Raw genomic sequence first — 11,578 nt, 5'->3', positions numbered from 1 at the left:
ATCGGGCGATTTCGTCAAAAAAAGATCAACTTGGGTAGCCAATGGACATAACTTATTTGACTACACATACATGCCTGTAAATATCTCAATTTATCTAAGGATTTTTCTCCAAATTCTTTTGGTATTTTTATCAATTTCAATATCAAGTATGCGATTAAACATACAGTAATTTGAATCTCTATCGGTATTCAGGAGTTAAATCGATATTTATCGGATCTGAATTATTCGGCATCAATTCCATCCCACATTTGTTCTAAGGGGATTCTTTTGCCTTCTTTCGCTTCTTGTAAAGCACGTCTCAAACTCGCCTTAATTTCTTCGACAGGAGTATCATCGGGATCGACTTCTTCCTCATCAGACACTAGCAGAATAACTTTCACTCGACTTTCCGATCGAATCTCTAAAGGTTGATCTAATAATAGTTGACCGTTTTGATCGACTTTTGCCATCATTTCAAACGCTTGCATTGCTTTACCCCAACTGGTTAGTTAATTTAGTTTAGCAAAATTATAGAGCGCTGTGGGCTAGTGATATACAAAAATCAGTATAATGATCGTATCCACAGTATTAGTTCCAAAATCAAGTAACATGACTCAAGCCATACGCCAAGATATTATTGCCTTAGTGAACCAGTTGCCTGATGAGTCTTTATCGGAAGCTTTAGAGGTTTTGCGCTCGCTCAATTCAGCAACTGAAGACACTCAACCCAATGAAGCCAAACTCTCTAGTGAGGCAGACTTTGAACAAGCTATGCAAATTTATCAGCAAGGCAGCCAAAAATATAAAAATGCATTACGGGAGTTAGCTTAGTGACTGAACCGCTATGGATTTCAGATGAAGTTGTGCGAGCAATCCATGAGGATCAAATTGAGCAGCATGGAGGAAGTTTAGGGATTCGAGATGAAAATTTACTGGCGGCAAGTTTAGCTAGACCCCGACATTGGTTTACTTATACTGAAGCGAGTTTATTTGAACTGGCCGCAGCTTATGGCTATGGATTAGCAAAAAATCATCCATTTATTGATGGAAATAAACGCAGTGCGTTTATGGTAATGTACACTTTTCTAGGATTAAATGGGTATTTGCTGGAAGTTGCTGATCGCGAAGTGGTAGAGATGATGGAACGGTTAACGACAGATGAAGAAAATCAAGAGTCATTAGCTCAATGGTTAGAGAAAAATTCCATATCTACAGTATTATAGACTCTGTATGGGTAAGCTAGTCTGGACAAGATTATGGGTTATCGGATCGATCGCCTCGCATATGCACAAACCTACGGGCCCACAGTAGGCGATCGCCTGCGCTTGGCGGATACAGAATTAATTATTGAAGTCGAACAGGATTACACCACGTACGGTGATGAGGTAAAATTTGGCGGCGGCAAAGTGATCCGGGATGGCATGGGCCAATCTCCCATCACCAATGCCGATGGCGCAGTGGATATGGTGATCACCAATGCCCTGATTTTAGATTGGTGGGGGATTGTTAAAGCCGATATTGGTATCAAAGACGGCAAGATCTATAAAATTGGCAAAGCCGGAAATCCCTATATTCAAGATAAAGTGGATATCATTATCGGCCCCGGTACAGAAGCCGTCGCTGGAGAAGGCATGATTCTCACGGCTGGAGGCATTGATTCCCACATTCATTTTATCTGTCCTCAGCAGATTGAGACGGCGATCGCCTCCGGCATCACCACCATGCTCGGCGGCGGAACCGGCCCCGCAACCGGAACCAACGCCACCACCTGCACCCCCGGCCCCTGGAATATGTACCGCATGTTACAAGCAGCCGAAGCCTTCCCCATGAACTTAGGCTTTCTCGGTAAAGGCAATAGTTCGCAACCCGAAGCCCTCAGAGAACAAGTTCTAGCCGGAGCCATGGGTCTAAAGCTCCATGAAGATTGGGGAACCACCCCAGCAACCATTGATACCTGCTTATCCGTTGCCGATGAATATGATGTGCAAGTTGCCATTCATACCGATACCCTCAACGAAGCCGGGTTTGTCGAAACCACCATCGAAGCCTTCAAAAATCGCGCCATCCATACCTACCACACCGAAGGCGCAGGGGGAGGCCATGCACCCGATATCATCAGAGTTTGCGGTCTGGCCAATGTTCTCCCCTCCTCCACTAACCCCACCCGACCCTATACCCTCAATACCCTAGAAGAGCATCTCGACATGCTCATGGTTTGCCACCATCTTGACCGCTCCATTCCCGAAGATGTGGCCTTTGCCGAGTCCCGTATCCGTCGAGAAACCATCGCCGCCGAGGATATTTTGCACGATCTCGGCGCATTTAGCATGATCGCCTCCGACTCCCAAGCCATGGGCCGCGTCGGCGAAGTCATTATCCGTACCTGGCAAACCGGCCATAAAATGAAAGTACAGCGCGGCCCCTTAGCGGAAGATAGCAGCCGCAATGACAATACCCGCGCCAAACGCTACGTTGCCAAATATACGATTAATCCCGCCATTACCCATGGAATTGCCGAGCAAGTCGGGTCAGTGGAAGCAGGGAAATTAGCCGATTTATGTCTGTGGAAACCCGCGTTTTTTGGCGTAAAACCGGAACTTGTGATCAAAGGAGGCGCGATCGCCTATGCACAAATGGGAGATGCCAACGCCAGCATTCCCACCCCCCAACCCGTCCACATGCGCCCCATGTTTGCCAGCTTTGGCTCTGCACTCTCCGCAACCTCCTTAACCTTCGTCTCCCAAGCAGCCCTAGAGCGCGACATTGCCACCCAACTCGGCTTGCAAAAACCCACTATCGCCGTTGCCAATACCCGTCAACTCACCAAACAAGATCTCAAACTCAATCATGCTCTTCCCCACATTGAAGTTGACCCCCAAACCTACGAAGTCCGCGCAGACGGCGAACTCCTCACCTGCGAACCCGCCACCGTTTTACCCATGGCTCAACGGTATTTTCTGTTTTAACCTAGACAGGACTTAACTCATTCACTCGATCTGTAGTTTAAAGGGATAGAAGGGAGAATAGAACAATGTCTTTACAAGATTTATTAGTGGAAAAACGGGAACAAATTCTAGAAATTGCTGCCAAGCATGGCGCATTTAATGTGCGAGTTTTTGGCTCAGTAGCACGAGAAGAAGAGACAGAAGACAGTGATATTGATTTCTTAATTGATTATGACCCAAGCAGGACTACAGCTTGGTTTCCAGGAGGATTATTGATGGATTTACAGGATTTATTAGGGCGGCGAGTTGATGTACTTACTGAAGATGGCATTAGTGCTTTGATTAAGGATCGGATTTTGGCAGAGGCACAACCTTTATGAGTGGTGATAGGGATTTAATTTATTTGACTCATATAGCAAACCTAAATGAGTTATGTAATGGCTGCCCCTCATCCCCCAGCCCCTTCTCCCGCAGGCGCTGCCCTGAGCGAAGTCGAAGGGAGAAGGGGAGTAGAAGTCCCTCTCCCGTGGTAGAGGGATTTAGGGAGAGGGCATTGTCTATTGCACAACTCATTTAGACTAGCTATATTTTGGAATGTATCGAAGCAGTCGAGACATACACCACTCAAGGACAGAATGATTTTTTGACTAATGCTTTGGTGCAAGATGCCGTATTGCGTCGGTTACAGATTATGGCAGAATCTACGCAGAGGCTTGGTGATGAGTTAAAAGCTCAAGCACCTAACGTGGTTTGGCAGATTGTGGAGAACAATTTGCCGTCTTTGAAGGTACAGATTGAATCAATACTTGCAATCTATTAATTGATTTGATTTAATTAAATTTCTCCTCCTGCCCACCCTACAATTCGCTAACCAGAGCCATGTTGAAACGTAAATATCGCCAACTATTCCCTAATCTCAAGCGGCGATCGCCCCTAATCCTGATTACCCTCCTTTTCCTCTGGTCAGTAACATTAGGATGGGGATTATCGAGCCTCAATCAACCCGCCTTTTCCCTCTCTTCCCTTAAATCTGTCGATCCCGTCCCCGAAGAACATCAACTCGGAGAAGAACTCTACCGAGAAAACTGTGGCAGTTGTCACCTTGCCCTTCCTCCTGCGGTGATGCCCACTGAGACTTGGCGACAACTCATTCAAGACCCCCAGCATTATGGCGTAGTGATTGAACCCTTACTCGATCCCGGTCGGATATTGGTTTGGAATTATATTCAACTCTCTTCCCGTCCCCTACTCAAAGATGAACCCACCCCCTATCGCCTGCGAAATTCTCGCTATTTTAAGGCCCTGCATCCCCAAGTTGAATTTAAGGAGCGCATTCAGCTCAGTCAATGTCTGTCTTGTCATCCCAGCGCCCAAGAATTTAATTTCCGAGAATTAATGCCAGAATAAGAGCAGTCAAGAATTACTCTAAGCCTCTGACTTAGAGTCTAGGTGCTGTTTGTAGCTTTAAGCTGTGCTAATAAAAGTCGTGAAATTATCCTTTTTTGATGGTCAGATATTCCTGAAAAATCTGCCTCTACGAGCTATTCTGATTGTGCCTTTTGTTGTACAACTGTTAGCAACAGTCAGTTTGGTGGGCTATTTCTCCTATGAAAGTGGCAAAGAAAGCATTGATGATTTAGCGCAACACTTTATCGAAGAGCGAGCCGCTAGAGTAAAACTGTACTTGATCAGTGAATTCTCGACTCTCTTACAAATTAACCAGATCAATATCCAGGCAGTGCAGCAAGGACAACTGGATCTCGATAATCCAGAGGAAATCGATCGCCATCTTTTAGGACAACTCAAACTCTTTAAGTCGTTAACCAGTCTGATGTTGGCGTTACCCGATGGACGATTTCGGGTGATGCACAATAGCGTTGATCAACCGGGACGGATTGAAAATACTTATGCTTTAGCGGGAGAGGATCGACTCACCATTGATTTTGTCGATGAGAATGGAGAATTCCAAGAACATTTCAGGATGATTTCTCCTTTTGTCGTCAAGGAGCGACCCTGGTATAAGGCAGCAGAAAGAGATCGCGCCCCTGGTTGGTCAGAACCCTTTCAAATTGGGGTCACCTCCCTCTTGGCTATTAATACTTATGCCCCATTTTACGATCGAAACCAACAACTCCAGGGCATCTTTGCCGTCAATCTGGACTTAAAACGTATCCAAACCTTTCTCCAATTAATCCCCCTCTGTGAAGGCTGTCGGATTATAATTCTCGATCGCCAAGGACAAATGGTTGCCAGTTCTACGGACGATCCCCCCTTCACCTTAGATTTGGACTCCCAAGGAGGGGTAATTCCAGGAAGTTTTAAACGGATAACTCCCAGCGCCAGTCAAGATCCAATTGTGGCTGCCACAGGACGTTATTTAGAAGATCGACAACCCCAGGCTGAAATGAACGCTCCCCTGTATTCTCTATTGTCTATCCAAAAACCGGCGGGTAAAAGGGAAGACTACAGTTTATATGTTGAAAAACTAACCCTATCGGAGCAAGATATCCAAATTCAAGGGAATCCTTCGGTTTCAGCCCTTCCAGAAGGCTGGAAACTGGCGATTCTGGTTCCGCGATCGGAATTTATGGGCCAGATTCGGGCCAATGTCCGACGCACCGTTGCCCTTTGTGGTCTCACTTTAATCGCTTCAATTCTCGCTGGGGATCTCATCGCTCAATGGATTTCCAAACCCCTAGTATGCTTAAAGAACAGCGCCCAAGAAATTGCTTCTGGAGATCTCGATACGCCTGTAACCATCAGTGGTGTTGGTGTGGTTTACGACCTCAGTCATGCCTTTAGCCAGATGCAGGAGCAACTGCAAACCTCTTTCCAAACCATTGCCGAGAAAGAACACGAACTCGCTTTAATTATTGAAAGTTTGCCCCTGGGGGTAGGGGTGTTTAATCCCGAAGGAAAACTAATTTTAGTCAATTCCAAAGCCCAAGAAATCTTCAGAGGCAATACTCCCGATACCACACGGGAGCAAATGAGCCAAGCTTACCGAGTATATCAAGCAGGAACCTCAGCTCTCTATCCTTCAGAGCAACTGCCGGTTATACGGGCCATGCAAGGAGAAAATGTTTATGCCAATGACCTAGAAATTGAGGTTGACGGAATGCGTATCCCCATAGAAGTGTACTCCACTCCCATCCGCAACCTAGAGGGAGAGGTCATTTATGCTCTTAATGTGTTTCAAGATATCAGCGATCGCAAACAAGCGGAAGTTCTGCTCAAAAACTACAACCAAACTCTAGAACAACAAGTCATTGAACGCACCGAAGAACTCCATCAAACGAATATCGCACTCGAACAAGCCAAAGAAGCAGCCGAAAACGCCAACCAAGCTAAAAGCGAATTCATCGCCAATATGAGCCATGAACTGCGAACTCCCCTAAATGCCATTCTCGGTTATCCCACCCTACTAGAACAAAGTCCTAACCTCTCTGACGAAGACCGAAAACACCTACGTCTAATTGAAACTAGCGGAACCTATTTACTCAGTTTAATTAATCAAATTCTCGATCTCTCTAAAATTGAAGCTGGTCGTTTCACCTTAAATATCACTTCAGTTAATCTGCCTAACCTAGTCGAAGAGCTGAAGACTTTATTTGACTTAAAAGCCACAGCCAAAAGTCTAGATTTAAAGATAGACCTAGCCCCGGATGTCCCCCTGTGGATTGAAACCGATGGCGTAAAATTAAAACAAATTTTAATTAATTTACTCAATAATGCGCTCAAATTTACTGCTGTGGGGCGAGTCAGTTTAGAAATCCACAAGATATCCAGCAAACAGATCCAATTTACCATCACCGATACCGGAGTCGGCATAGACTCAGAGGAATTGAACACTCTGTTTGAACCCTTTATGCAAACCCAAAGTGGTCGCCAGAGTCAAGAAGGAACCGGTTTAGGGTTAGCCATTAGTCAACAGTTTGTGCAGATGCTTGGCTCTACCTTGAGGGTTGAAAGTACCGTGGATAAAGGCACTCAGTTTCACTTTGAACTCAATATTGAAGAATTCCAAACCGTGGAGGATATTCAACGGGATGATTCTAGAGATGAGCCAGGCAATCCAAACGATCCACAGGTGATTTCCCTAGCCGAAGATCAACCCACTTATCGAATTTTAGTCGTCGATGACTATGAATCCAATCGACTCTTACTCATTTCTTTACTCCAAACTTGGGGATTTCAAGTCCAAGAAGCCAGGGACGGAGAAGAAGCCGTACAAATCTGGCAAACCTGGGAACCCCACCTCATCTTTATGGATATTCGGATGCCCAAGATGACAGGTGAAGAAGCTGCCCGTGAAATTAAAAGCCAAACCAAAACACACCCACCGATTATTATTGCCGTTACGGCTAGTGCTTTTCATCATCAAAGAGATTCTGTCATCGCATCCGGCTGTGATGATGTAATTGCTAAACCCTTTCTTCCCTTAGAAATTAGTCAATGTTTAGAACGGCATCTTCAGGTTCAATTTATCTATCAAACTACCCAAGATAGAAGCCTATTGACACCCGAATCCTTAACGGAACAAGATCTAAAATCTCTCTCCTTAAGCTGGCTGGAGGAGTTTGAACAAGTTGTGATTGTGGGTATGGATGATGAGATATATAACTCCCTTGCCCAATTAGGGGCTGAAGGGGAAAAAATTGCCCAATATTTGCAACCTTTTGTGGACAACTTTCAGTTTCAAGAATTGCTCGATTGGATTCAAGAGTGCAAATCAAATAGGTGCTGGTGAATCCGGATCTATGCCCAGCACCCAATTGACTCACGGATTAAGCGTTCTTCATCAGGTGCTTAACCAGATTATCCTTCACCATCATTTGCCGCAACACTTCCAGTAGATAGGTTTGAGCTTCTTCGTGGCTTAAAGACTGAACTTGATCTTCGTAGACTTTCATCTTGAATTGTTGCTCAATTGTCAATTTTCCAGGCATGTCCATATTCACTCCTCCTGCACGATTTCAGAAGATGGAAGCGGTTTAAGGCTTCCCTTGGGTAGCTTTGTGCCTTAATTTAGCACATGGATATTATAGCGTCTATCTTGTCAAGGAAAAAGTAGTAAGATTAACAAGAATTCATATTTACCTAGATCTTGTGTCTAGGATCAAAGGAAGCCTAAAATAAAAACGTCAAAATCGTTACTCAATAATCCAGGGGGTCAGGAGATGGATGCAATGGAATTTTTTCAGCGCAGTGCAGGCACATGGCGATCGCAACGTTCAACCCATCACCTCGCCTTTCGGCGGGCAGAACTAGGAGAACTAGAAATCACCGTTAGCGCCTTAACCCCAGACGATCCCAGAGTGCAAGAAATTTGCACCATGCATGAAGTTGATGGCCAATTAGCTGCTGGTGGGGCCCTGGTACAATGGCATGGCAGCATGAATTGGGATCGGGAAGGGGAAGGCCATGAGGATTCTACCGTGATGGTGATCGTTCCCGATGTAGATAATCCTCGGAAAGGGAAACTGTTGCGAGAAAAAGGCTATGCGGAAATCGTCCCTGTCGCTGGAGAGTATGAAATGGATGATGAAGACGGACTCAACTTAGTCACCGAATACGAAACCATGAGTGCGATCGAGCGATTTTCCTTTGCGGGTGATTCTGACGATATTCGGATGCGAACCAGTACCGTCAAACGCTTTGGAGGATTTAACACCGCCTCCTTCTGCATTGAAACCCGCATCGGTTCGGCCGCAGATACCAACGCCACAGCTCTCCCAGAAGCCCTCAAATCCTCCTGGGAACAAGAATCAGCCGTTTCCTTATTGGGATGGTAGATGTTGGCTACAGTGGATTGACACGGGGACATAAGGACACAGGGATACAGAGCATGGGATAAGTCTATAGAATTTCGGGCTATCCCTATTCCCCCATTCCCCGATTCAGAGTCGAAAAAGGATTGTAGGGGTAAATAAAATCTTAAAATTGCATCAAAAGTTCGCTTTCAGTTTTTCAATAGGCTGTAGAATGGCAAATTCCCACTAGCCGAGAACTTATGAACGAACGTATGATTCCTGAAGACCAATGTCCGATCCAAATTGAAGACGATCGGACGGGCATGAATGTAGAGACTCTCAAACGTGCCTTTGCAGATAACCTATTTTACTTACAAGGAAAATATGAATCCCTAGCCACACAAGACGACTTCTACATGGCTCTGGCGTACACATTGCGCGATCGCCTCCTGAGTCGTTGGCTCAAAACCCTAAAAACCTATCTGGAAAACGACGTAAAAACCGTCTATTATCTCTCTGCCGAGTTCCTCATGGGTCGGCATTTGGGCAACAGTCTGATTAACCTGAACCTCTACGAGAGGGTGCGTCAAGCCGTAGAAGAATCCGGTCTCGATCTCGAAGAAATCCTGGAACACGAACCCGATCCCGGTTTAGGCAATGGCGGTTTAGGCCGGTTAGCCGCTTGCTTCCTGGACTCCCTCGCCACTCTAGAAATTCCTGCCGTCGGTTACGGCATTCGCTATGAATTCGGGATTTTCCATCAGATCATTCAGGATGGCTGGCAAGCTGAAATTCCTGACAAATGGTTACGCTTGGGCAACCCCTGGGAAATTGCCCGTCCCGATCAAGCCGCAGAAGTCAAATTTGGCGGCCATACGGAAACCTACCACGATGAAAAAGGACGGCCCAGAATTCGTTGGATTCCCGGTACGACGGTGATGGGAATTCCCTATGATACGCCGGTTCCTGGCTACGATACCAATACTGTAAACCCCCTACGGTTATGGAAAGCTGAATCGAGTGATGATTTTGATTTCAGCGAATTTAATGCCGGGAACTACGATGGCGCGGTTTCGGAAAAAATGCGCTCTGAAACCATCTCCAAAGTTCTCTATCCCAATGACAATACTCCCCAAGGGAAACAACTGCGACTTGAACAACAATTCTTCTTTGTCTCCTGTTCCCTCCAAGATATTATCCGGGTTCACTTGATGCGCCATAAGACTCTGGATAATTTACCAGAGACGACTGCCATTCAACTCAATGATACCCACCCAACTGTGGCGATCGCCGAAATGATGCGCTTATTGCTCGATGAACATGGCTTGGATTGGAATATCGCTTGGCGCATTACCCAAAAAACCTTTGCCTACACCAACCATACCCTCCTCCCAGAAGCCTTAGAACGGTGGTCAGTCAGTTTATTTGAAACCGTTCTTCCCCGTCATCTGGAAATCATCTACGAAATCAACCATCGATTCCTCGAAGATGTGAAGCAATGGTATCCTGACGATTTAGAACTCCTCAGTCGTCTGTCCTTGATTGAAGAAGGGGCAGAAAAGAAAGTTCGCATGGCTAATTTAGCCTGTGTGGGTTCCCATGCCATTAATGGAGTGGCTGCCTTACATACCGAATTACTCAAACAGGATACCCTCCAAGACTTTTACAAGCTTTGGCCGGAGAAATTCTACAATAAGACCAATGGAGTAACCCCGCGTCGTTGGCTCTTACTCAGTAATCCCAAATTGTCGGAACTCTTTAGCCGTAAGTTGGGTGAAGGGTGGTTAAAGGATCTCGATCAACTGCGTCAACTCGAAAGTTCTATTGAAGATCCAGAATTTCGAGCCGAGTGGCGCAAAATTAAACAGCACAATAAACAGTTGATGGCGGAGTATATTCGCACTCACAATGGTTTAGAGGTCGATCCGAATTCCCTGTTTGATATTCAGGTGAAGCGGATTCATGAATATAAACGCCAGCACCTGAATGTGTTGAATATCATTAACCTGTATAACCGGATCAAACAGAATCCAAATCTGAATATTCAACCGAGGACATTCATCTTTGGGGGTAAGGCTGCACCGGGATACTTCATGGCTAAATTAATCGTTAAGTTGATTAATTCGGTGGCTGAAGTGGTGAATAAAGATCCCGATGTACGCGGTCGGATTAAGGTGGTGTTCTTGGCTAACTTTAATGCTTCTTTGGGGCAGAAAATTTATCCCTGTGCCGATTTATCTGAACAAGTTTCGACTGCGGGTAAGGAAGCATCGGGAACGGGAAATATGAAGTTTTCCATGAATGGCGCTCTCACTATTGGTACGTTAGATGGAGCCAATATTGAAATCCGGGAAGAAGCGGGTGCAGAGAATTTCTTCTTGTTTGGTTTGACGGCTCAAGAGGTGGCAGAGCTGAAACAACAGGGATATAAGCCTTGGGAGTATTATGAACAAAATGCGGAACTCAAGCAAACGATCGATCGCATTTCCTCTGGATTGTTCTCCCACGGCGATCGCAATCTGTTTAAGCCTTTGGTAGACTCCCTGATGTACAACGATCCTTATATGCTGTTCGCTGACTATCAGGCTTATATCGATTGTCAAGACCAGGTAGATCAGGCCTATGCCGATCAAGAAAATTGGACGAAGATGTCCATTATCAATTCGATTCGTATGGGCAAATTCTCCAGCGATCGCACTATTCGCGAATATTGCCAGCAAATTTGGGGTGTGAAACCCGTAAAAGTTGAACTGGAAGAATATAATCAAGCCTTAGCCGGTTTGAAAGTTTCCCAACAAATCGGCTCTTAGTCTTCGACTGGACAACATTCAAAGCTTGAAATCAAGGCGGGTTTATCCCGTCTTTTTTTGCGTCATATTATAGCGCTTTGCGCTGTAAGCG

At 45.5% G+C, this 11,578-nt stretch carries 11 protein-coding genes and 1 pseudogene; 9 read left to right on the top strand and 3 right to left on the bottom strand.

Features of this window, described 5'->3' with window-relative positions; all coding sequences use genetic code 11:
• Nucleotides 1–14: 14 nt before the first annotated feature.
• Both PJF56_RS00705 and PJF56_RS00700 read right to left on the bottom strand, forming a co-directional pair.
• Nucleotides 15–182: pseudogene (locus PJF56_RS00705) on the bottom strand (IS4 family transposase); the annotation flags it as partial.
• 39 nt (nt 183–221) lie between these two features.
• Nucleotides 222–467: a type II toxin-antitoxin system RelN family antitoxin gene (locus PJF56_RS00700; RefSeq protein WP_283760703.1), complete on the bottom strand. Its 246-nt coding sequence runs from the start codon at nt 465–467 to the stop codon at nt 222–224.
• Between the two features lie 121 nt (nt 468–588).
• Here PJF56_RS00700 and PJF56_RS00695 point away from each other — a divergent pair, with 121 nt between their 5' ends.
• The 7 genes from PJF56_RS00695 to PJF56_RS00670 all read left to right on the top strand — a co-directional run bounded on the left by PJF56_RS00695 (nt 589) and on the right by PJF56_RS00670 (nt 7,674).
• Nucleotides 589–810 carry a hypothetical protein gene (locus PJF56_RS00695; RefSeq protein ID WP_283760702.1) on the top strand — a complete coding sequence of 74 codons (222 nt, stop codon included), beginning with the start codon at nt 589–591 and terminating at the stop codon, nt 808–810.
• Nucleotides 810–1,202 carry a type II toxin-antitoxin system death-on-curing family toxin gene (locus PJF56_RS00690; protein ID WP_283760701.1) on the top strand — a complete coding sequence of 131 codons (393 nt, stop codon included), beginning with the start codon at nt 810–812 and terminating at the stop codon, nt 1,200–1,202. Before PJF56_RS00695 ends, PJF56_RS00690 begins: the two co-directional genes overlap by 1 nt.
• 33 nt (nt 1,203–1,235) lie before the next feature.
• A complete protein-coding gene (ureC, locus tag PJF56_RS00685; protein WP_283760700.1) occupies nt 1,236–2,945 on the top strand; it encodes an urease subunit alpha in 1,710 nt (569 codons plus the stop codon).
• A gap of 65 nt (nt 2,946–3,010) precedes the next feature.
• Entirely contained in the window at nt 3,011–3,304 is a 294-nt protein-coding gene (locus PJF56_RS00680) for a nucleotidyltransferase family protein (RefSeq protein ID WP_283760699.1), read from the top strand.
• 209 nt (nt 3,305–3,513) lie between these two features.
• Nucleotides 3,514–3,744: a HepT-like ribonuclease domain-containing protein gene (locus tag PJF56_RS21960; RefSeq protein ID WP_347179396.1), complete on the top strand. Its 231-nt coding sequence runs from the start codon at nt 3,514–3,516 to the stop codon at nt 3,742–3,744.
• Nucleotides 3,745–3,803: 59 nt separating this feature from the next.
• Nucleotides 3,804–4,331: a hypothetical protein gene (locus PJF56_RS00675; protein ID WP_283760698.1), complete on the top strand. Its 528-nt coding sequence runs from the start codon at nt 3,804–3,806 to the stop codon at nt 4,329–4,331.
• 79 nt (nt 4,332–4,410) lie between these two features.
• Complete coding sequence (locus PJF56_RS00670) at nt 4,411–7,674, top strand: ATP-binding protein (protein ID WP_283760697.1); 3,264 nt, start codon at nt 4,411–4,413, stop codon at nt 7,672–7,674.
• Nucleotides 7,675–7,711: 37 nt separating this feature from the next.
• Here the strand turns inward: PJF56_RS00670 and PJF56_RS00665 are convergent, their stop codons facing one another.
• Complete coding sequence (locus PJF56_RS00665) at nt 7,712–7,879, bottom strand: NblA/ycf18 family protein (protein ID WP_283760696.1); 168 nt, start codon at nt 7,877–7,879, stop codon at nt 7,712–7,714.
• A gap of 225 nt (nt 7,880–8,104) precedes the next feature.
• On the opposite strand from PJF56_RS00665, the gene PJF56_RS00660 reads away from it, so the two are divergent.
• Together PJF56_RS00660 and PJF56_RS00655 are read left to right on the top strand one after the other, a co-directional pair.
• Complete coding sequence (locus PJF56_RS00660; protein ID WP_347179395.1) at nt 8,105–8,719, top strand: phycobiliprotein lyase; 615 nt, start codon at nt 8,105–8,107, stop codon at nt 8,717–8,719.
• A 218-nt stretch (nt 8,720–8,937) separates the two neighbouring features.
• The gene (locus PJF56_RS00655) at nt 8,938–11,487 is read left to right on the top strand and encodes a glycogen/starch/alpha-glucan phosphorylase (RefSeq protein ID WP_283760694.1); all 2,550 of its coding nucleotides are present in this window, start codon (nt 8,938–8,940) and stop codon (nt 11,485–11,487) included.
• The last annotated feature ends 91 nt before the right edge of the window (nt 11,488–11,578 follow it).

Origin of the sequence: Roseofilum halophilum BLCC-M91, assembly GCF_030068445.1 — a bacterium.
GTDB lineage: Bacteria > Cyanobacteriota > Cyanobacteriia > Cyanobacteriales > Desertifilaceae > Roseofilum > Roseofilum halophilum.
The sequence above is the reverse complement of the archived record's forward strand: the minus strand, read 5'-3'. Positions and strand labels throughout refer to the sequence as shown.